Annotated in this window: 17 protein-coding genes; 9 read left to right on the top strand and 8 right to left on the bottom strand. The window is 45.4% G+C overall.

Going from position 1 to position 22,532, the window contains the following annotated elements:
- Positions 1–194: 194 nt before the first annotated feature.
- On the bottom strand, positions 195–2,522 hold the full coding sequence (locus AAC033_RS02900; protein WP_339735195.1) for a TonB-dependent receptor: 2,328 nt from the start codon (positions 2,520–2,522) through the stop codon (positions 195–197).
- A gap of 271 nt (positions 2,523–2,793) precedes the next feature.
- Here AAC033_RS02900 and AAC033_RS02895 point away from each other — a divergent pair, with 271 nt between their 5' ends.
- From AAC033_RS02895 to AAC033_RS02885, 3 genes are all read left to right on the top strand, one after another.
- The gene (locus AAC033_RS02895; protein ID WP_339735193.1) at positions 2,794–3,387 is read left to right on the top strand and encodes an FKBP-type peptidyl-prolyl cis-trans isomerase; all 594 of its coding nucleotides are present in this window, start codon (positions 2,794–2,796) and stop codon (positions 3,385–3,387) included.
- A 68-nt stretch (positions 3,388–3,455) separates the two neighbouring features.
- Positions 3,456–4,529 (top strand): chorismate synthase, encoded by a 1,074-nt coding sequence (gene aroC, locus AAC033_RS02890; protein ID WP_339735191.1) that lies wholly within the window; start codon positions 3,456–3,458, stop codon positions 4,527–4,529.
- A complete protein-coding gene (locus AAC033_RS02885; RefSeq protein WP_339735189.1) occupies positions 4,530–4,940 on the top strand; it encodes a DUF134 domain-containing protein in 411 nt (136 codons plus the stop codon).
- Here the strand turns inward: AAC033_RS02885 and AAC033_RS02880 are convergent.
- Positions 4,937–6,355 carry a dicarboxylate/amino acid:cation symporter gene (locus AAC033_RS02880; RefSeq protein WP_339735187.1) on the bottom strand — a complete coding sequence of 473 codons (1,419 nt, stop codon included), beginning with the start codon at positions 6,353–6,355 and terminating at the stop codon, positions 4,937–4,939. The genes AAC033_RS02885 and AAC033_RS02880 overlap by 4 nt on opposite strands.
- 135 nt (positions 6,356–6,490) lie before the next feature.
- Here AAC033_RS02880 and AAC033_RS02875 point away from each other — a divergent pair, with 135 nt between their 5' ends.
- The 4 genes from AAC033_RS02875 (at position 6,491) to AAC033_RS02860 (ending at position 11,918) form a co-directional block, all read left to right on the top strand.
- Complete coding sequence (locus AAC033_RS02875; RefSeq protein ID WP_339735185.1) at positions 6,491–8,278, top strand: L-fucose isomerase; 1,788 nt, start codon at positions 6,491–6,493, stop codon at positions 8,276–8,278.
- Between the two features lie 124 nt (positions 8,279–8,402).
- On the top strand, positions 8,403–9,551 hold the full coding sequence (locus AAC033_RS02870) for a DUF6786 family protein (protein ID WP_339735183.1): 1,149 nt from the start codon (positions 8,403–8,405) through the stop codon (positions 9,549–9,551).
- Positions 9,552–9,574: 23 nt separating this feature from the next.
- Positions 9,575–10,867: an L-fucose:H+ symporter permease gene (gene fucP, locus AAC033_RS02865; RefSeq protein WP_339735181.1), complete on the top strand. Its 1,293-nt coding sequence runs from the start codon at positions 9,575–9,577 to the stop codon at positions 10,865–10,867.
- Between the two features lie 58 nt (positions 10,868–10,925).
- Entirely contained in the window at positions 10,926–11,918 is a 993-nt protein-coding gene (locus AAC033_RS02860; RefSeq protein ID WP_339735178.1) for a GntR family transcriptional regulator, read from the top strand.
- Positions 11,919–11,990: 72 nt separating this feature from the next.
- On the opposite strand, the gene AAC033_RS02855 is transcribed toward AAC033_RS02860, so the two are convergent.
- The 5 genes from AAC033_RS02855 to AAC033_RS02835 form a co-directional block, all read right to left on the bottom strand.
- The gene (locus AAC033_RS02855) at positions 11,991–12,923 is read right to left on the bottom strand and encodes a magnesium transporter CorA family protein (protein WP_339735176.1); all 933 of its coding nucleotides are present in this window, start codon (positions 12,921–12,923) and stop codon (positions 11,991–11,993) included.
- Positions 12,924–13,173: 250 nt separating this feature from the next.
- The gene (locus AAC033_RS02850) at positions 13,174–14,211 is read right to left on the bottom strand and encodes a glycoside hydrolase family 43 protein (RefSeq protein ID WP_339735173.1); all 1,038 of its coding nucleotides are present in this window, start codon (positions 14,209–14,211) and stop codon (positions 13,174–13,176) included.
- A 42-nt stretch (positions 14,212–14,253) separates the two neighbouring features.
- Positions 14,254–16,722, bottom strand: a complete 2,469-nt coding sequence (locus AAC033_RS02845; protein ID WP_339735171.1) for an AsmA-like C-terminal region-containing protein — start codon at positions 16,720–16,722, stop codon at positions 14,254–14,256.
- Between the two features lie 119 nt (positions 16,723–16,841).
- The gene (locus tag AAC033_RS02840; RefSeq protein ID WP_339735169.1) at positions 16,842–18,098 is read right to left on the bottom strand and encodes a competence/damage-inducible protein A; all 1,257 of its coding nucleotides are present in this window, start codon (positions 18,096–18,098) and stop codon (positions 16,842–16,844) included.
- A gap of 276 nt (positions 18,099–18,374) precedes the next feature.
- Positions 18,375–19,601, bottom strand: a complete 1,227-nt coding sequence (locus AAC033_RS02835) for a M48 family metallopeptidase (RefSeq protein WP_339735167.1) — start codon at positions 19,599–19,601, stop codon at positions 18,375–18,377.
- A gap of 465 nt (positions 19,602–20,066) precedes the next feature.
- Between AAC033_RS02835 and AAC033_RS02830 the strand changes: the two genes are divergently transcribed.
- Together AAC033_RS02830 and AAC033_RS02825 are read left to right on the top strand one after the other, a co-directional pair.
- Positions 20,067–20,741 (top strand): hypothetical protein, encoded by a 675-nt coding sequence (locus AAC033_RS02830; protein WP_339735165.1) that lies wholly within the window; start codon positions 20,067–20,069, stop codon positions 20,739–20,741.
- A complete protein-coding gene (locus AAC033_RS02825; protein WP_339735163.1) occupies positions 20,738–21,049 on the top strand; it encodes a hypothetical protein in 312 nt (103 codons plus the stop codon). Before AAC033_RS02830 ends, AAC033_RS02825 begins: the two co-directional genes overlap by 4 nt.
- A gap of 54 nt (positions 21,050–21,103) precedes the next feature.
- Here AAC033_RS02825 and AAC033_RS02820 read toward each other — a convergent pair whose 3' ends face one another.
- A complete protein-coding gene (locus AAC033_RS02820; protein ID WP_339735161.1) occupies positions 21,104–22,357 on the bottom strand; it encodes a C1 family peptidase in 1,254 nt (417 codons plus the stop codon).
- Between the last annotated feature and the right edge of the window lie 175 nt (positions 22,358–22,532).

Genomic DNA, 22,532 nt, shown 5'->3' with positions numbered 1-22,532 from the left:
CTTCTCGAGTGCTTCTATCTCTTCCTTTTTTAGTGATACATATCTCATAATGAGATAAATATAGCTACTTTATTGCATTAAACCTACAAAATAGGACATGATATTATTCTTAATGCTTAATTGCCGTAAGCATCAAATTATTCAATGTCAAACGTCAATTATTTACCGTCACTGGTCGAAACGTTTCGACCAGGCTAATTAAACAACTTCAGTCCAAAGTAGATGGTTCGTGGTTTCGACGGGCCATAAACATAGTTGCTGTCGCGATATTTCCCCTTGTCGAAATCGTCCTGGTACTGGTTGAAGATGTTGCTCACGCCACCAAAAAATTGCAGTTTCGAATCCAGGTGTGGTAAATTGAAGTCGTAGGACAGTTTCAGATTGGTTTCCCAAAACGGATCCGATTTAAACAGAATATCTTGTTCGGGCGTGCCTGCATCACCGGGCAGTCCGTAGTGCGGAATGAGCATCTTGCCGGTGTACAAACCTGACAAGGTGGCCATAAAGGGACTTTCAGGCGTGAATGTAATCGTATAATAGCCGTAGGAGTTGGGTGTGCGCAGAAAATCTTTTGTTCCGTCAATTTCGGTTGACCAGGCTACCGCATTTTCGTATTGGCTTTTTTGAAGGGTCAGCCCCGCTTCGAACTGGAGTTGCTGATTGAAGTTGGCACGTGCCTCAAAAGTGCCTCCAAACACCTCCGAATTTCCGCCATTTCGTTTTTCAAGAATTGAATTTCCTTCGGGGGTGTTATCCAGCTCTTCCAGAATAAAAGCATCGTTGAGAACGGTGTAAAAACCTTCGATGGTAAACCCATAAATGTGTGTTTCGGTGGCACGATCCCAGTTGAGCGAGCTGCTCAGACTTTGCGAACGTTCTTCGTCCAAGTCGTCGGCCAGTTGCACCTGTTGAATGCCGCCACCTGAAAAAGCAATGTGCATATCGGTGTCAAACGCCTGGGGCGCACGAAATCCGGTTGACCAGGACATGCGGAACTGGGTTTCCTGGTTGAATTTGTACAGGGCGGATAAACGCGGATTTAAAATAAGCCGGTCGACATAGTTGTGCTGATCGGCCCGCACGCCGGTCAGTAAGGTCAATTTCGAACTGACAGACCAATCGCTTTGCAAGTAAAAACCAGTGTTTTTCGACGTTTGATCTAACAAATAATCGTAAGTTTCAATCTCATCCATCACATCATCGTAGTTGTATTCCAAGCCAGTGGTAATCACATTGAGTCCTCCCAGAAAATCGTATATCGTGTGGTTAAGCTGAACGCCGCCCATGAACGTATTGTTCTTGGTGTTGCCATAAGGAGGCAGTGCGTAATGGGCAGCCAGAGCTGCTTCGTCGTCGGGCAATATGCCGGTGTAGTGTTTGCGCTTGGTGTATTGTCCGGCAAAAAAGGCAGCAAAAGTCGTTCGGTTATTTTCAAAATCAAGCGTGTAGTCTGTGCCACCCATCAAAATATCATGCGTCCGTTCTTCCGACTGATCGGCCAGGTAGGCGGGTTCATCGTTCAGGTTTCCACCCCGGCGGTACTCATGCAGACTGGCCATATTCACTTCCAGCTTCTGGTTTTGGCTGAGCCTGAAATAGGAGTTAAAACCAAATGAATTGTTCTGCAATGCGGGCATTTCGGAGTAGCCATCATCGTTGTGATCGTACGATTGACGGTCTCTCCGCGAAACAAAAATCGTTGCCCCGGCGTTGCGCTGCGTGCTCAACAGCGTTATGTTCCCATTAATATGATTGTCGTTGGCCTGCCCGTTAATAATCGCATTGCTAATCGATAGATTGTACGCATTTCGCGACGGGAACTTGGTGATCACGTTCACCGTCCCTCCAATGGCACTTGAGCCGTACAAGGCCGAGGCACCACCACGCACCACCTCAATCCGTTCAACCATTTCGGTGGGAATCTGCTCCAGTCCGTACAGGCCGGTCAATGGGCTGAAAATAGGTCGGCTGTTAATTAAAATCTGCGAATAAGCGCCACCCAGTCCATTCATGCGCAACTGGGTATAGTTGCAGGTCTGGCAATCAGTTTCCATTCGTATGCCCGATTGAAAACTCAGTCCTTCAGAAATCGTATTGGCTTGCACGTAATCAAATATTTTTGAGTCGATCACGTTCACAATCACGGCTGACTCTGTTCTGCGCTTGAAGGTTTTTGTTCCGGTAACCACCACTTCGTCCACGGCCAGGCTCTGCTTTTCGAGCTCAAAGTTCAACTCGATACTTTGTCCCTTGACCAGATTGACAGATTTTCTGACGGGCTTGTATCCAATCATCTTGGCTACAAGCGTATGCTCCCCAACAGGTAGGTTCACCAACAAATAGTGTCCGGTTTCATCGGTCACTGTTCCATAGTTGGTGCCATCAAGATAAATGTTGACGAAAGGAATGTGTTCTCCGGCTGATTGCACATCGCCAAAAACATTGGCATCTGTTTTTTGTGCGACTGAGTGAAATGAATGTAAAAGGCTGATTATAGAAATAAAAAATGCGTAACGTCTCATGGTATTTAACTATTGAATTAATTCACTCAAACCAGAAATGTGCTGCAAATGTTTTTGAAAACGGAAATCTATTTGAAAAAAGGAAATTCGGATTGAATCAGTTGGCATAAAATTGTTAAAAGATGAATTTTGACTGTTTTATATTAAACCAACAGAATTTTATGATGTTATCATTAAATGTGATATTTTAAGCATTGGTGTGCTTTTTATTATATCGATGTTTTTTATTTCTTTGCAGATTATTATTCAAAATCAATCTAAATAGTTTAAAATGGCAATTACTAAAAACAAAATGGTTTCTTTGACTTACGATTTGAGAATCGAAGGAGCAAACGGAGAATTGATAGAACAGGCAACGGCTGAGAAACCACTAAACTTTGTTTATGGTGCTGGCTTGATGATGCCAAAATTTGAAGCGCTTCTGGAAGGGCTGGAACAAGGCAATGACTTCAATATAAATCTTTCATGCGACGAAGCATACGGGCAAATCGACGAAAACGCCATCGTAGATCTTCCAAAACACCTTTTTTTGGTAGAAGGAAAATTTGATGATGAAATCATAAAAGTGGGCAATACCGTTCCGATGATGAGTGCCAGTGGGCAACGTATGAATGGATTGGTGCTTGAAATTACCGACGAAATAGTAAAAATGGATTTTAACCATCCGCTGGCTGGCGAAGATTTGTTCTTTAAGGGTAAAGTGCTGGAAGTCCGTGAAGCAACCGACGAAGAGATTGCGGCAACGGTTCAAGGAGGCTGTGGTTGTGGAAGCGGTGGTAGTTGCAACGATGGCGGCTGCGGTTGCGAAGATGAATCGTGTGCCACCGAAGGCGCCAGCGCTGGCGGTTGTGGCTGTGGCTGTTAAGGATCAGTAAAGGAATGCTCATTGTTGCTTTTGAGCAATCAGAAGCAATAAATTTTTAGTCGATACGCATGAATAGCTTTGGACAAATTTTCAGGTTAACCTCTTTTGGAGAATCACACGGTGTTGGAATTGGAGGAATTATTGACGGCTGCCCGGCAGGTGTCGAAATCGATCTTGATTTCGTTCAAAACGAGTTGGATCGGCGTAAACCCGGCCAATCAAAAATCACAACCCAGCGACAAGAATCCGATCAGGTTGAATTTTTGTCCGGTATTTTTGAAGGGAAAACCCAGGGAACTCCGATTGGTTTTCTAATCAGGAATAAAGATCAACATTCGAACGATTACAACAATCTGAAAGATGTGTTTCGTCCGTCGCATGCCGACTATACCTACCTGAAGAAGTACGGAAGTCGGGACCATCGCGGAGGTGGTCGTTCTTCGGCCCGGGAGACCATTGCCCGCGTTGTTGCCGGCTCAATCGCCAAGTTGATGCTGAAGCAATTTGGTGTCAGCGTTCACGCATTCGTTCAGCGGGTGGGTGAAGTTGAACTTGGGAAAAGCTACAAGGAATTGGATCTGAGTCTGACCGATGGCAATATTGTTCGTTGTCCCGACGCGGAGACCGCTGAAAAAATGATTGCCAGAATCGAAGTAGCAGGAAAAAACCATGATACGGTTGGTGGCATCGTCCAAGGGGTTATTCAAGGCGTGCCGGTAGGATTAGGTGAGCCCGTGTTTAATAAATTGCATGCCGATTTGGGACATGCTATGTTGGGGATCAATGCTGTAAAGGGGTTTGAGTATGGATCAGGCTTTGAAGGAACCCGGCTGAGTGGTTCGGAACACAACGATGTGTTCATCAAGTCAGGCAGTGGTATCCGAACAAAAACAAATAACTCCGGAGGAATTCAAGGTGGAATTTCTAATGGTGAAGACATTTATTTCAATGTGGCATTCAAGCCCATTGCGACATTGCTGAAAGAGCAGCAAACCGTCGATAAAGAAGAAAATGAAGTGACGATTAACCCGAAAGGGCGTCACGATCCCTGTGTGTTACCACGCGCTGTTCCCATTGTTGAAGCAATGGCAGCCTTGGTTATTGCTGATCATTATTTGTTGAATAAAATAAATCAAAGTTAAATGCCTCGTAAAAAAAGACAAAGACGCCTGTTGGCGCCACCTTCAGTAAAAGGTTTTTCCGTGTTTGGACCGAAGAACAGAGCCGAGCAAGTGGTTCTCTTTTTTGAGGAGTATGAGGCCATCAAGTTGCTGGATTACGACAACCTGACACAAGAGGAAGCTGCCGTATGCATGGAGGTATCTCGTCCGACATTGACCCGGATATATGAAGCTGCCCGTAATAAAGTGGCGCGCTCTATGGTTGAAGGTAAGGATTTGCTAATTCGTGGCGGGAATTTCCAATTCGATGAGAACTGGTATCGTTGCAATGATTGCAGTGCCAAGTTTAATATGGCTGATAAGAGTGAAAATTGCCCGGTATGTCATTCAAAGAAAACCATTTCATTGAATGAGTACTACCAAAAAGGTTAAACTTGCAGCGACTCTCCTTCACTTTTTGCAATTAAAACAGCGCCACAGCTATCGCTCCAAACGTTAGTTGCGGTGCGAAACATGTCCAAAATCCTGTCAACAGCCAATATCAAGCCAATTCCTTCCAAAGGAAGTCCGACGGCGGTTAATATGACCGTAATCATCACCAACCCAGCCATTGGAATTGCCGCTGCACCAATGGAGGCTAATAGAGCCGTTGCGACAATAATGGCTTGCTGAATGATGCTTAGATCGTGTCCATAGGCTTGTGCGATGAAAATTGCCGCAACACATTCGTAAAGCGCGGTGCCATCCATATTGATCGTTGCCCCGAGTGGCAGCGTAAAACTGCTTATTTTATTCGAAACGCCTGACTTTGATTCGACCGCTTCAATGGTCAATGGCAGCGTGGCACCTGATGATGAAGTTGAAAAGGCAGTGAGCAGGGGAGTGGTCATATTCTTGAAATGCTTTCGCGGGTTTAATTTTCCTACAAATTTCAGCAATAGCGGAAGTGTGATGAAGAAGTGAACGCCCAATGCTAAAATCACGGTTGACATGTAGATTCCCATTCGCGACATCAGCCCGGTTAAATCATCCTGGTCGGCGATTACCTTGGCAACAATCCCAAAAATGCCAAGCGGCGTAAACCGGATGATGAACATGGTAATCTTCATCATGACATCGAATATGGCATTGAACGCCTTTTTGAGGACTTCCCGGTTTATGAAATCAATTTTGGTAATGAAAAAGCCAAACAGTACAGCAAAAAAGATGATGGAAAGCATATCGCTGTCGGTCAAAGCCTGAAAGATATTCTCTGGTACAATTTCAATCAGTATTTCCCGAAACGAGCGCTGCTTCTCTACCAATCCTTCCACTTCTTCTTGAAAGTTCAAATCAGCTCCAAGCCCTGGTTTAAACAAGTTGACAAAAAGCAAGCCGGTGACGATAGCCAGCATCGACGTCAGCAAGTAATAACCCATCGTTTTTAGCCCCAGCCGCCCAAGATTCTTACCCGTACCAATATTGGTAATTCCAGAGATTAAGGAGCTTAATATCAATGGGATTATTAGCATTTTTAACGATCGAAGGAACAGATCACCCATCCAGCTTATGGCGTTCACCTCGGGATTGCTGTAGCTGGATTTTCGGATGGCGGACCGATAGGACTCGTATTCGTCTACTGTCAACACCCGGCGAAGTTGCGACTGAAAATCCTTCATGGTGTCGTACTGTCCGCCTTGAAGTGGTTCAAGCTTTTCAATCACCTGAACCGGGAGATTCTTCTTGGTCAATTCGTTCAGTGAGTCTTGATCGAACGTATAGCTTGTGGGGAATAGAATACCGTAAATAATAGACAGAATAAGTGCAATCAAGATTTGCCAGTGGAGCTCCAGTTTGAATAAACGCATACGTTTTGATTGAGATTTGTACAAATCTAACTTTTTATAGCATGCTCTGCAACATCCTTTTTATATCAAAATCTTGTTATTTTTGCAGCACAGTACAGGACAATACAATCATTCAAAAATTAACACGATAAAATTATGAAAAACCGATTAATCGGGCGCTTGCCCAAAGTTGGAATTCGTCCAGTTATTGATGGTCGCGAGCGCGGTGTTCGCGAATCACTGGAAGTTCAAACCATGAATTTGGCCCAGGCAGCAGCCAGGCTAATTGAAGAAAATCTGCGATTTCCGTCGGGCGAGAAAGTGGAATGCGTTATTGCTGACACTACAATTGGCGGAGTGGCTGACGCGGCCCATTGTGCCGACAAATTTCAACGTGAAGGAGTGGGCGTTTCGCTAACGGTAACACCTTGTTGGTGTTACGGAACGGAGGTGATGGATAGCGATCCGTTAATGCCGAAAGCAGTCTGGGGATTCAACGGAACTGAACGTCCGGGTGCCGTTTACCTGGCCGCTGCTCTTGCCGGATACACCCAAAAGGGCTTACCAGCTTTTGGTATTTATGGTCGCGATGTGCAGGATGCCGGAGATACTTCCATTCCAGATGATGTGCGCGAAAAGATTCTACGTTTTGCGAAAGCCGCTTTGGCCTCGGCTCAAATCAAAGGCAAATCCTATCTTTCCATTGGCTACACGTCGATGGGAATTGCAGGCTCGATGGTGGATGCCAACTTTTTTCAGGATTATCTCGGCATGCGCACCGAGTTTGTTGAATCGATTGAACTGATTCGTCGGATGGAAGAAGGCATTTATGACCACGAAGAGTATGAAAAAGCTTTGGGCTGGGCAAAAGCGAATTGTCAGGAAGGTGATGATCCCAATGCTCTGGATAAACAAAAAGACCGAAAACGTAAAGACTGGGAGTGGGAAACGGTGGTGAAAATGACCTTGATTTGTCGCGATTTGATGATTGGTAATCCAAAGTTGGCAGAGAAGGGTTTTGGAGAAGAGTCACGTGGCCGCAATGCTATTGCCGGAGGTTTTCAGGGACAACGTCAGTGGACCGATTATTATCCGAATGCTGATTTTACAGAAGCGATCCTGAATTCTTCGTTCGACTGGAATGGTCTGCGCGAAGCCTTTGTTTTTGCGACTGAAAACGACAGCTTGAATGCCGTTCCGATGTTGTTTGGTCACTTGCTGACCAATACCGCCCAGATATTTTCGGATGTTCGAACGTTCTGGAGTCCGGAGGCCGTGAAGCGTGTGACCGGGAAAGAACTTACAGGATTAGCTCGTGGTGGTGTCATTCACCTAATTAATTCTGGCTCGACAACATTGGATGCCACGGCACAACAAAAAGATTCCGATGGAAACGCAGTAATGAAACCCTACTGGGAAATTTCGGGAGATGAAGCACAAGCTTGTTTGGACAACACACGTTGGTGTCCGGCCGACTTAGGTTATTTCCGTGGTGGCGGTTATTCGTCACAATTTAAAACCGCTGGCAAAATGCCGGTAACCATGTCGCGAATCAATTTGGTGAAAGGGCTGGGGCCTGTGTTGCAAATTGCTGAAGGCTGGACCGTTGAATTGCCGGATGATATCCACCGGACACTGGATGTGCGTACCAATCCAACCTGGCCAACAACCTGGTTTGTTCCACGCTTGAATGATTGCGGAGCCTTTAAAGATGTTTACAGTGTGATGGCCAATTGGGGGGCTAACCATGGAGCCATTTCCTACGGTCATATTGGCGCTGACCTGATTACTCTGGCATCGATTTTACGAATTCCTGTATCCATGCATAATGTCGATGAAAACAAGATTTTCCGTCCGAGTGCCTGGGCTTCTTTTGGAACCAATAAAGAAGGTGCCGACTATCGTGCCTGTGAAAACTATGGCCCGCTGTATGGCAAATTGTAAAATTTGGACTATTTTGGACGATTGAATGCGTATGAATCAACTTCATATCAAAACATTAATCAGCCTCCTAATTGTTTTATCGGTAGCAGCGTGCGCTGCTACCGATAAGAATAAAAATGAATCGATGACACTAGAAAAAGGCCAGTACGGCTATGATTTAGAAAGACTTCAAAAATATTACTCAACCATTGAACTGGTTGCCGGGGCATCGCGTGTGGTGCTTGTTCCCGAACTGCAAGGACGGGTGATGACTAGTTCGACCTCAGGTGCTAAAGGATTTTCATTTGGATGGATCAATCACGAATTACTGGGCACAAGCCAATTGTCTGAAACATTCAACCCGTTTGGTGGTGAAGAGCGCTTTTGGATCGGTCCCGAAGGTGGGCAGTTTTCTTTTTATTTTGAAAAGGGAAAACCCATGGAAATGCAAAACTGGCGTGTTCCCGAAGCGATTGACACCTTGCCCTGGGACGTGATTGAAGCCAGCCAGGAAACGGCCACTTTTCAGAAAGCTTTTCGCCTGAAAAACTATTCGGGAACTAACTTTCATATCGAAGCGACCCGACGCGTTAGCATCATCGACCCGATTGAGATTGAAGAATATCTTCCCATCAAGATGGATGAATCCGTCCGGGTGGTGGCTTACGAATCCTTGAATCAGCTTAAAAATGCCGGTGCCAGTGACTGGATCAAAGAAACGGGTATGCCGTCAATCTGGATGCTTTCCATGTATCAGCCATCACCGGAGGTGACCATTGTTGTCCCTTTCAAAAAGGAGGGCGAAGGGCTCGTGGTTACCGATGATTATTTTGGCAAGGTTCCGTCCGACCGGCTCAAAGTGGATGATGGAGTGATCTATTTCAAGGCCGATGGCAAGTTTCGCAGCAAGATTGGGGTGTCGCCAGAGCGGGCATTGCCAACCCTGGGAAGTTACGATGATAAAAACAAATGCCTGACGATCCTGATCTGTTCGCTGGATTCCACCTCGACTGATTTTGTCAATTCTTCGTGGGTTGAATTTCAGGATGAACCATTCAGGGGCGATGCCATCAACGCATACAACGACGGCCCTTTGGCTGATGGTGGTCAGTTGGGACCATTTTACGAGTTGGAATCATCTTCGTCGGCCGCCGCCTTAAAGGCAGGCGAAGTGAAAATGCATTTTCAGCAAACCTACCATTTTGAGGGAGACGAGAAAAGCTTGAATTCCATAGCCGAAAAGCTTTTAGGAGTTTCCATTAGGCAGATAAAATCGAATTTAGAACATAGATAGTAAACTTTCCTAAACTTAAAAACGTGAAAACAAAAGACAAAATCGTACCCAGGGAATACCTTTTTCCTTTCATTTTAATTACCAGCCTTTTTGCCTTGTGGGGATTTGCCAATGATATTACCAACCCCATGGTTGCGGCTTTCAAAACCGTGATGGAAATTTCCAACGCCAAAGCGGCGATGGTGCAGTTTGCATTTTACGGAGGCTATGCGACGATGGCAATTCCTGCGGCTTTAATCATCAAGCGCTACAGTTATAAAGTGGGAATTATCATCGGACTGGCTTTGTATGCCACCGGTGCCTTATTGTTTTTTCCGGCAGCCCAGTTCGAGGTTTTCGGATTTTTCCTGGTTTCCCTGTACATTTTAACATTTGGCCTTGCTTTTCTCGAAACAACAGCGAATCCATATATTCTGTCGATGGGCTCCGAAAAGACAGCTACGCAACGGTTGAACCTGGCGCAGTCATTTAATCCCATGGGATCAATACTGGGTATGTTTATCGCGTCACAGCTAATTTTATCAGCCCTTGAATCGGATAAACGGGACGCCTCAGGAAACTTGATTTTTGAAACGCTGAGTGCGGCCGAAAAGGCTGTAATCCGTACGAATGATTTGCAGATTATCAGAAACCCATACGTCATTCTCGGATTTTTTGTGATCCTGATGCTGGTGATTATTAGCGTTTCCAAAATGCCAAAGCGGGCAAAAGCCGATCATACGATCCATGCCAAAGACATTTTTAAGCGGTTGATTCGCAATGTGAAATACCGCGAAGGTGTTATCGCGCAGGTATTCTACGTTGGCGCACAAATTATGTGTTGGACCTTTATTATCCAGTATGCCGATAATCTAGGGATCCCGAAAGCCGAAGCTCAAGGTTACAATATCGTGGCGATGGCCATTTTTATAGCAAGCCGTTTTGTGAGCACTTTTTTGATGAAGTATCTAAACGCTCGTTTTATGCTGACATTGTTTGCAGCAGGGGGCATGCTGACCACCACGGGGGTGATTTTGATCGAAGGAATGCCCGGATTGTACTTGCTGGTGGCTACTTCTGCGTTTATGTCGCTGATGTTTCCAACCATTTATGGCATAGCGCTCGAAGGGCTTGGCGAAGATGCCACGCTGGGTGCGGCCGGATTGGTTATGGCAATTGTTGGTGGCGCATTAATGCCACCATTACAAGGTTTAATCATCGATCAGGGAACAATTGGCTGGCTGCCTGCTGTTAATTTTTCGTTTATTTTGCCCTTTGTTTGCTTTGTGGTCATTGCCATTTATGGATACCGGACCTTGAAAATTCATCTGGCATAGGTCTTTGTTGAAGCAGATGATGGTTGAAAAAAAGTTGGAGGCTTAAATTATAAAGACTATGGAATTTACTTTTAAACTGGACGAATCGTCTTCTCAAACCAAGTTGCAGCAGTTGATTCATGCCATCAATGAAGCCATCAGCAACGGAACGTTGAAGGAAGGCGATTTTTTGCCATCGGTGAATAAGTTGAGCCGAAACAGTGGCTTGTCGCGCGATACGATTTTTAAAGCCTACACGACACTCAAGCAGCGCAGTGTCATCGCTTCAACCCCAACCAAAGGGTATTTTGTAAGCAACGAATCGTTTAAAGTGATGATGTTGCTCGACGATTTTAGCGCGTTTAAGGAGCAACTCTATGGAAGTTTTCGAAATGCTTTGCCTGAGAATTATTCGGTTGATTTACTTTTTCACCATTACAATACGGCTGTTTTTGAGCAGTTGATATTGAATAGTCTGGGACGCTACAGCATGTATGTGGTGATGAATATTCACAACGAGCGCCTGGAGCCGGTGCTGACGAAAATCGATTCCAACAAGCTGTTGATTCTCGATATGGGCAGACCTGACAGTCCCGATATTGCCTACATTGTCCAGGATTTTAAGCAGGCATTTTATCGCTGTCTGGAGGAAGGAAGCGAGCAGATTGCCAAGTACGAGGAGTTTAATTTAGTGTTTCCGGAGTCTACGCCACATCCAAAAATTACTGTAGAAGTCTTTAAACGGTTCTGTGAGCAGCATCAATTTAAATACGAACTTGTTTCAAAAATTAAAAACAAAAACATTGGAAAAGGACAGGCCTACCTGGTCATCAAAGACGAAGATTTGGTGCACATCATTAAGCAATGCAAAAAGAAAGGCCTGAAGCCTGGCGAAGATGTTGGAATTATCTCCTACAATGATTCGCCGATGAAGGAGATTGTGGGGAGCGGAATTACTGTGATTTCGGTCGATTTTGAAGCAATGGGGAAGCAAGTGGCCCACTTCGTTGAAAGCAAGCAAAAGATCTTTGAAACGCTTCCAAGCAGGTTGATTATGCGGGGATCGTTGTAGTTGGAAGAAACTGTCCGGGCCGGGACAACCCATTGATCCCGACCCGGACATTTTTCTTGTAAGTTCACTGAGCTAGAATAGGTCTTTCTTCCGGAAGATAATGATTCCCGTTACCGACATCAAGGCTGAGAAAATAACGATGGCGAAGAAAGCCCAGCTTTTTTCTTCCAGGTTGTTTGGAACATTCATCCCATATAAGCTGGCAATCAAGGTCGGGATCATCAGAATGATGGAAATGGAAGCCAGTTGCTTCATCACGACGTTCAGGTTGTTGGAAATGACCGAGGCAAAGGCATCCATCATGCCACTTTGGATATCGGAATAGATTTGAGACATTTCCAAAGCTTGCTTATTTTCAATGATGGCATCTTCCAGCAGATCCTCATTCAGTTCGGTCATACTCTTTTTAAAGGCATTACGAATTTTAGCCAGAACAATTTCATTGGCTTTCAGCGAAGTAATAAAAAATACCAGGCATTTTTCCATCTTCAGCAGCTTGTTGAGCTCTTTATTTCGGATCGATTTTTCCAGCTCTTCTTCAATGCGTGCTGTTTGCTGATTGATTTGTTTCAGGTAGCTCAGGTAAGTACTACCCGATTTTAGAAACAATTTGATGGTGAAGTTTAGTTCATCATGGATTAGTTGGTTTTGACCGCGGTAAAGTGCCGGCTTTTCGAAAGGCAAAACCTCGTTGATCGTAGAGCATATGGTGATTGTGATGTTACTGACTCGAAAAATGCCAAGAGGCACTGTGTAATAAGGAACGCCATTGCTTGGGCTTTCCACCGGTATGCGCAAAATAATGAGTGACCAGTCATCGTCCACTTCGTAACGCGGGCGTTCGTCTACGTCCAGAATGTCCTGAATAATGTCTGCGGGAACAACGAATTCGGTTTGCAAACGGTCGATTTCGTCTTGTGTCGGCTGAACCACATTGATCCAGCAGCCTGCTGCGGCTTTTGGGGTTTCAACGTAACCACCAAAGCTCTTGAAAATTTTAAGCATGATTTTGCCTCCTTTCATTCTCTGCAGGAGGCTTTGGGCCCCTACAGCGAGGTTAATAATTCATTTTTCTTACGACTCGGGCCTTCGTCCATGTGATTGCTTTTTAATTGCGGTGCAAATCTAGCTAAAAAGGGAGCTTAAAAAGAATAAAATTGAATGATTGTGGAAGAAAAAAAGGAAAGAACAAATAAAGGATTTTAACCTATTGGTTGTTAACTCCAAGCTAAAATCCTTTGGTCGAAAGTCGTTTCTATTTTGGCAAGCTGCGTTTTTCAACGCCTTCGAAAGTCATTTTCACAGGTTTAATGGTTCCATCTTCATTGAAATACATGCGATCAATACATACCACGCGATGGTCTCGGTCTTTGTTTGGAATCGGCCGGCGATGGTAGATGATATACCAGTCGTCCGTTCCCGGGATATTCATCACCGAATGATGACCAGCACCGGTAGCAATGTCCGGATCCTGTTCCAAAACGGTTGCCAGGCGCTCAAATGGGCCAAACGGACTATCGGCAATGGCATAGGCTACTTTGTAGGTTGAATTGCCCCAGCCGCCTTCCGACCACATGAAATAATACTTTCCGTCGCGGATGAAAAAAGTCGGGCCTTCCACATAGCCTTCGGGCGTAATTTCTTTCACCATCTGGCCATCTTCAAACGGAATCAGGTGGGTGAAATCATCGCTGATTTGTCCAATGTTGCAATGTCCCCAGCCCCCATAAACAATGTAATACTTGCCATCCAATGCTTTAAACACATACTGGTCGATGGGCTGTGCCCCGTTGTAAAAATCCTGAATTAGCGGGCGTCCGAGTAAATCAACATAGGGGCCTTCAGGCTTTTTTGCCACACACACGCCAATGCCTCCCTGTTTGTTCTTGTCTCCCAGACTGGCATCATACATCGGCCCGCTTTCGTTCTGAATGTCGTTGCCGGCAAAGAAAACGTAGTAGTTTCCATCTTTCTCAATAATTGATGGTGCCCACATGGCTTTGTTCACCCATTTGACAATGGTGGTGTCAATCACGCGTTTGTGTTTGGTCCAGTGGACCAGGTCATCCGACGAAAAGGCATCCAGGAACACCTGATTCTCGTATTTGGCCGAGTGGGTGGGGAAAATCCAGTATTTTCCGTCCAAAATGGCTACTTCCGGATCAGCATACCATTCTTCTGAAATTGGATTGCCTGAGGTTTGGGCTTCCGCTGTTTCTTCTTTTTGCTTTTCTTTCGTTTGGCCGCAGGCCATCATTGCCGCCATGGTCAGCAGTAAAATCGAGTTCTTCATGCGTAACTTGTGATTTAGGTATTTGAATGTTGTCCGAGTTGCTTAGTTAAATAGCTTTTTCAGCTTGTCGCCAACGTTTTTTATCGATTTATCCAGCTCCTCTTTCGTCGATTTCTTTATCTCATCCTGAATTTGCTTTTTAGCCTCGCTCATATCCATCGACACTTTCGGATCTTTCAAATTGCCGGAAATGCCAACGGTAACTGGAATGATGGTGATGTTTTTTGTTCCGGGTAAAAATCCAAGGGCGCTGTTGATATCATCACTGATATCTTCGCGGTTCACTTTGAAGTCCATTTTTAGATCCAGAATTTGGGCTACTGAAAGCTTTCCATAGATTGAAACTTCCTGATCAGCAATCTTGGTCTGGAACGGTCTCATATCAACATTGCCGTTATCCAGACTAAAGTGGGCTGTAAAATCGTCCACCCGGACATTTTTTAATTTTTCTTTTTTGATGAAATTTCTGATTTGATCAAAGGTTGGCGAATCAACAATTTGAAGATTTTGGGTATTGAACAGACCGCTTCCATCAAGGCTCGATGGAATAATATCGAGTTTCTCGTTGAGTTGCCCGTTGAATTTTAGCTTGGTCGATATTTCGCCCTGGCTGCGTGCCGCAATCGGAAGGTACTGCTGCACCAATCCAAACGAACGATAAAAGGCCGGAATTTGAACCGTACTCAGGTCGATATCAAAATCGAAAAGCGGCTGGTTGGCATCATTACTTTTGTAGGAGCCATCCACCGTAAGTTTTCCTTGCAACATATTCATGTTCAATTGCTTCAGTTCGAGCATGCGGTCTTTCACGACGATGGAACCAACAATGTTGTTAATCTCCATTTTGTCGAAGCTAGCCCGGTTGATTTTGGAATTGAACGCCAGGTTCAGGTTCGCTGGCACCTGAAACGCGATCACACTGTCTGTAGCCGTTGTTGCCACGGTGTCTTCGGCCATCAGGTTGGCGAGTTCATTAAAATTTACATAGTTTGAGTTCAATGTAAAATCGCCGTTTAAGGTTTTATCCATCAAGAAGTAGGGCAGATAATTCGATAGTTTCCCTTTTAGCTGAAAGTCGCTCTGCCCGGCTTTTCCATCAAACGAAGTCAGCGTGATGGCCGTATTGTCGACTTTTACGGTGCCTGATTTTATCTCAACAGCTTGGGTGATTTGGGGCGTTTTAATCTTGAAATCACGGAAGTCGAATGCACCGGACGAGGCAATCTTTTCGTAATCTTCCTTTTCGATGGCCGACATTCTGCCTTTCACGGACAGGTTTCCTTCCATGAAACCCTGTAGTTCAATGCTGTCCATCGGAATGACATCAGCCAGGCCTGTAAAATCGATTTTACCATTGAAATAGGCATCGAACTGCGGATCGCTCATCGGGTGGGTGAGTGTCAGGCGCGCATCCACTGGGTTTTCGCGAATTTGAATATGGGCATTGGATACATCCACCGTCAACAAATCAAAATTGCCCTGGGGTTTGGTAATCTGTCCATCCAACGAAATTTGCTCCACTTTCTCAGGCGAGCCGGCGTATTGCAGGGTGGCATTCTTAACGTAGATCCGCGCATTGATTTCCGGATAGGTTTCTTCGTAGAACCAGCCTTTCACATTTCCTTCAAAACCAGCTTCTCCGGTCGTTTCAATGTCTTTTAGATACGATTGATAGCTTTGTGGCACCATGGCCAGCAAGGTTTCAAAATCGCTTTCAGGCTGCTTAAATTGCAAGTCGAAATACATGCTGTCGGAGGGCATTTCAAAACGGCCGCTCAAATCAAGGGGCAGTTCATTCAGATGCAAAGTCGATTCGCCAAACTCAAAATTCATTTTATCGTAGTCGGCCATCAGTTGGCTTTTTACCCTCAGTATCGTGTTGGAAATGTATTGGGTTGAATCGTACTCCACTTTGAATTCACCAATTTCCGCATCCAAATCAAAATGGGTAATGGTTCCGTCCATCCGTCCGTTGGCATCAAGGTTCGAGTGTAGCAAAGCCACAACTGTAGCTGTAGCTGCATCCTTGTATATCAGGCTCAAATCCCGCACTTCAATATCCTGAAGCGAAATGGACATGCTTTCGCCCGGCTCATCCGATTCCGTTTCAGCACTTTCCTTCGCAATGTCCCAGTTCACCTGCCCCGATTGGTTCGAAAGCAGATTCACTTGCGCTTGGTTTAAACGCAAGCTTTGGATGGTAAAATCTTCGCCTTTAAATAAATCGCTCAGCGAAATGTCGGTGGCAAGTGACTGCATGGAGACCAGCGTATCGCTTTCAAATTCTCCGATACCAACGACAGTCAGGCCTTCCAATTCCATCATCACATTGGGAAAACTTCTCCACAGGTTAAGGTTGAAATCAGTGAACTCGACTTTAGCATTCACATTATTGTTGATGGCTGTTTTCACCTTGTTCAACAGTGGGCCTTTAAAAACAACAGGCAAAACAACAATTGCAGCGATTAAAAGGACCAGGATTGCTGCTATGATAATCAATAGTTTTTTCATTGGATCAGACTTTTATAATTTATTAATGTCTTTTTCTTATACAGGCAAATGGTCCGATTTACTTATCATCAGGCCCATTTTTTTTGTTAATTTTTTTATTCCTCTAAGTTATGAAAGAATCATGCCAAATGCGGATTTTCGATCAACAATAATTGGCGCAGCAGGTTAATGGCCGCTTGTGAGGATCGCAAAATATTACGTTCGCGGTTATGTGCAAAAGTATAACGTTCCAGTTTGATGTTCTGTTTACTGATCACGGCGATCCAAACCGTGCCGACAGGTTTTTCGGCAGTTCCTCCATCCGGCCCGGCAATGCCGGTTGTAGCCACCGCGTAATCGGTGTTCAGTGATTGCTGAACGCCTTGCGCCATTTCCAGGGCCACTTCCTTGCTAACGGCCCCGTGGGCTTCAAGTGTTTCGGATTTCACGCCCAGTATGCCCACTTTTACTTCGTTTGAATAGGCCACAATACCGCCTTTCAGGTAGGCTGAACTTCCGGAATTGGTAGTAAACATATGCGCAATCATGCCGCCGGTGCAACTTTCGGCAATGCCCAGCGTGGCTCCGGCTTTAACCAGCAAATGGCCGGTTACGCCCGCCAGAGAATCGCTGTTGTACCCAAAAATATGCTCCGGAATCAACAGTTTGAGTTGATCAATCTGCCGGGCGACTTCCTGTTGCAAGCTTTCCATCTGGTTGCCGTACGCGCTCAGGCGCAGTCGGATCATCAGCTGGCTCGGCAAGTAAGCCAGCTTAATAAAATCGGGTAGGGCGGTTTCCCAGGCTTCAATTTTCTCGGCCAGCATGGATTCGGGGATGCCGTAAACCAGCACCGTCTGGTGGAAAATCGATTTGGCCTTGCCGTTTTTTGCCAGGCGGGGCAGCACTTCTTCGCTCATGATGCTTTTCATTTCAAATGGCACGCCCGGCATGGAAACAAACAGGGTGTCGCTCTTTTCGAACCACATGCCCGGGGCTGTTCCGGTTGAGTTATTTAAAACCGTGCATTTGGAAGGAACCAGCGCCTGGTCTTTGTTGAGTTGGTTCATGCTCACGTTGCGCTTGGTCAGCCGCTCGGTCACATTGGTCAGCACCTGTTCATTCAATACCAATTCGCAGTTAAAGTAATCGCACAGCACTTTTTTGGTAATGTCGTCCTTGGTTGGTCCCAGTCCACCCGTGACGAGCACCAGATCGGCATGTTTTTCAGCGTTTGCCAGCGCTGCCATAATATGATCGTGCTGGTCGTGTACCGAGGTGATTTGAAAAACTTCGATCCCGTGCAGGTTCAGCTGTTCGCCCATCCATGCCGAATTGGTGTCAACGATTTGACCAATCAATATTTCGTCGCCTATGGTTATGATTTCTGCCTTCATTATTTAAAGTATTGAATTTGATAGTTTTGAATTTATGAGTGGGGAGAGTGAAAACGCGAGATCATTCGCTCCCCATCTCTCTATCCCATCTTCTCTCGCACTCTAAGATGCTCCATTTTTCGGGAGATCGTTACATGTTCACCAGCATTCCAATAATATTATCGTATTCCTCATCTAATTTCCTATAAACCGTTAGTTCTCGATGCGTTTTGATTCGTTCCATAGTTTTATCATTGAATGGTTATTACCTTTTTTAAATCTCCCCATCCCACTTTCTCATCTTCTCATCGCCTCCAGGCGTTGCAGCAGCGGTGGATGCGAATAGTGCACAAACACATAGGCCGGGTGAGGGCGTAGGTTACTGAGGTTTTTCACAGAGAGTTTTTTCAGGGCCGAGGCCAGTGGTTCCCCATCGTAGTTTTGTGCGGCAAAAGCGTCAGCTTCGTACTCATTTTTACGCGAAAAAAGATTCATGCCGATGCCAATCATTGATGACAGGGGCGAGTACAAAATGCCAAAAGCAATTAGTCCGATATGGAAGCTGGGTTCGCTGACGCCCAGGGCTGCCGAAAGGGCCGGACTATCGATCAGCAAAGAGAAAATGTAAAGCATCAGCCCGGTTTGAATGATGCCGAGGAGCAAGCTCCAAAGGACGTGCTTCTTCTTGTAGTGCCCGATTTCGTGTGCCAGCACGGCCACCAGTTCCGGGATTTCCATGTCGTTGATCAGCGTGTCGTAAAGCACAATGCGCTTTTTCGGGCCCAGTCCGGAGAAATAGGCATTGGCTTTGGTGGAACGTTTGCTGCCGTCGATCACATAAATGTTGTCGAGCTTGAAGCCCACCCGGTTGGCAAAATCCTGAATGGCCTGTTTCAGTTCACCTTCTTCCAAAGACGTTTGCTTGTTAAACAGCGGCACGATGAGCGACGAGTAGAACATGGCCATGAAAATAGAAAAGCCGCTGACCACAAGCCATACATAAAGCCAGAACCATGCTCCCGTTTTAAGGTAGATGAATAGGATGAGCGCCAGCAACCCTCCGCCAATCAGCGCGCCAAGCAGCCAGCCTTTCAGCTTGTCGAGCAGGTAGGTTTTGGGCGTGGTTTTGTTGAAGCCATATTTTTCTTCAATCACAAAGGTGCTGTATAAGTCGAATGGCGTGGTGAGCAGATCGGAGGCCAACAGCAAAATACCAAAGAAGATTAAGGCCGACCACACCGGGCTGGCGGATACTGAAAGAGCCCATTGATTGACGAGGGCGAACCCTTCGAGAAAAAGCATCAGTACAATCAGCACAAAGCTGAACGAGCTGGTTAGCATGCCAAAGCGGTGGTTGGTTTTTGAATAAGCTTGTTGGGTGCGGTATTTGTCTTCGTCGTAAATGCCTTTTACTTCGTCCGGTAGCTGGGTGCTCCAGCGGGTGGTGTTTAAGTAATCGAGTACCCGTTCAACTACGAAATCCAATATCAGAATACCAAGAATAATCCAGAATAGCATTGTCATTTTATGCGATTTTAAAATGCTTTCAAAGGTAAGAAAAACTGGGTAGTTGCCGTTTGGAGCCGGAATGAAATTTCTGGTCCCTGTCAGCGTTCTGGCCGACCTGTTCAAAATTCCAAATTCCATCCGCCAGTTGGCGGCTAAAATCCAAAGTGATTGTTTCAGGTGGCGTGTTTTATAATCACGCAATTGTTCAAAGGTCGATTACCGAAATCAGAGTATCCGGAATCCAGTCTTAACCACAGATGGATTCACAGAGTTTCATTGTCGCTAAACCCTTATACTGACCGATTGAGCGAAGCAGGCAGGCCAGCGCCTGATCCTTTGCGTTGTTTTGATAAATTCAGTAGAATGATTCTGAATTGCTATTGTGCCAGTGAATTTCATTTTCAATTGAATATTTTTAAGAGGAATAATATATTTTTGTTTAGTGTCTTAAAATGGAACGTTGACCTGAAAAAAATCTAAATGAAACGGATCTTTGCTTCCAGCTTGCTTTTCTTGCTAGTCACCGCCTCTTTTGGGCAATCGCCATTTCAAGTTGGACTATACACCGAAGGTGGCTTATTTTTCCCAGCTGAAATCAGTTCGGAATTACCATCACTTAAACAGGGTTTTATGGCCGGGGGCGGTTTGTATATCGCAAGTCCGGTGGTTGAAAAGTTCGCAGTATCGGTGGGCGTGGGGTATCGATACAAAGAAAATCATCAGAAATACTCCAATACATTATCATGGTACCCACCAACTAGTGGCGGTTATAGTCCCTATGGTTATGGCCCCACGGCTGAAGCAGAACCATTCGATGGTATGGTCCGCTCTTGGATACCTTTCCAGCAACATTACCTGATCGTGCCTTTGCGATTAAAATATTTTGTTTGGAGGCAGCTTTTTGTAGCGCCGGGAATTGATGCGGCATGGTTGCTCAATTACAATTACATTCGCGAAGAACTTGAGCTGGACTGGAACATCGGGCTAGGATGGGAGCTTGGCCGGTTACAGTGCTCGCTGAGTTATTGCCTCGGACTTAAGGATCAGGTAATGGGCGACGTCGATGGCTACGAAGAAGAATTGGGACAGGCATATCGCAGCCACCTGCTGACCATGAATTTGTCGTATGCTTTGTGGTACAAAAAATCGAGATGAAATTCACCCGCCCGGTAATCCTGCATTTGGCTTACTTCTTTTTATCGACGATGGCCGTCGGACAAACCGGATTTTCCTATTTTTTGCTGGAAGCTTATATGTTGGACACTCGTGGTACCAGAAATGGACTTGCAGAGCTTGGTGAAGAGATTATTGGGCTAATGAGTTTGAGCGGGGGATATGAATTTCAGCTCGATGATTCTAGGTCGGCAGGATTGGATGCCGATCCTGCCATAGGAAATTTTGCCCCTGAACATTGCGAACAACTCAGCCTAAATAATCGCAGATCGGAATCCTTGGTTATTTAGGCTGATTTCGAATCGAAGCGTGCAAAATCTGTGGGCAAGTTTCTATCCCTGCAACTAGTTAAACTTTTTCAGGATGGCGTTCACCGCTTCTTTGTGGATGGTAAAGCCCATCATTTTCAATTTGATGTAATCTTCGTGAAAGAAGTAATATCCAAACTTCGGATCGTCGGTCCCAACATTTCGCGAGCCGGAGCTGGAGTCTTTAATCAGATACCAGTCGTCGCCAGTTCCTTTGTAGTTCTCCAAAATTCCAATCAGGTGCATGCCGTGATCGTCGGTGGTTGTTTCGTTTGAGAAACGGAATTGGCGGGCATCTTCGTTAATAAACTCAGAAGGAATATCATAGTCCGGAATCAGGGCGCAATTGGTTTCGCGGCTAAATCCTGTCTCCGATACATCGCCGCCGATGCTCATGCTGTAGCCCCTCTTGATGGCGTTTTTCAGCGCATCCATAAACACATCAAGCGGAACGTTATAATACTCATCGCTGTGCCACCAGTTGTCCGGAACTTTGTATTCCACTTGTTGCCAGTAAGGTTCTTGCTTGTATGATAAAATCTCGACAAAATCGTTGGGGTCCAGTTTCAGGTAATCGGTCATGTAGCTTTTGGGTGTATATCTTTTTCCTTCAACTGTAAATTCGACCGGAGGCTCTCCAATGTGATGATTCATAATGGCTTTAATGGTCTCCAGACCGTAATCTACATTCCAGGCATTGTTTGCTTTCATCGACTGCAGGAACCCGCGCATTTCTTCCATCATTTTGGCATGGGTGTGAAACTGGCGACCGTGCAACAAGCCCGTATACATTTCTTCCGGCACAATGCCGTAGCGGTTCATCATGCGGGCAACGGCATTGCCTTCCGAGCCCTCGTCGAAGTTGGAGTCGCCACGTTTTTCAATGAATCGGCGGGCCTTTTCAACATATTCCCAGTAAACGGTATAAATTTCAGACAATTCCACCTGCTTGCCGGTTTGGCGGTAAACCTCCGATTCGTAGAATGAAGTGGTTGAAAACGACCAGCAAGTGCCGGCGTTGCCCTGCGACTCGGTTTTGTGGCACCAAACCGTTTCGTAAAGCGAAGGATCATTAGGAAGATCTACGTCCGACTGGTCCATGTTGAACCGGATAAATGGCTTTTCTTCTTCCAGCTGTTCATTGACAGCCTTTACATCTTTCAAAATCGACTCGTAGTAATAGCCTTTTCCTTGCTCGTAAACTTCAACTTTCCCCTTGCTTTCGTTTTTTTGCGCAAATCCGCTAAGCGCCATTATTACCGCGAGAAGTGTTAACAACATTTTATCCATATCGATTTTTTTTGTTCCCGCCAAAATAACCATTATCAGTCAATCAGTCGATGAGCGATGTCAGGAATTACGTCAACAGCAAGTTATTTCTTAAAGCGCATTGTAGTTGCGCAATCAAAACAGAGAGCAAGCATTGGAAGCTTTCTGGAAATTTATTTCGTTTTTTATTTTTCAT

Origin of the sequence: uncultured Sunxiuqinia sp., from assembly GCF_963974515.1 — a bacterium.
In the GTDB taxonomy this organism is placed as follows: domain Bacteria; phylum Bacteroidota; class Bacteroidia; order Bacteroidales; family Prolixibacteraceae; genus Sunxiuqinia.
The sequence above is the reverse complement of the archived record's forward strand: the minus strand, read 5'-3'. Positions and strand labels throughout refer to the sequence as shown.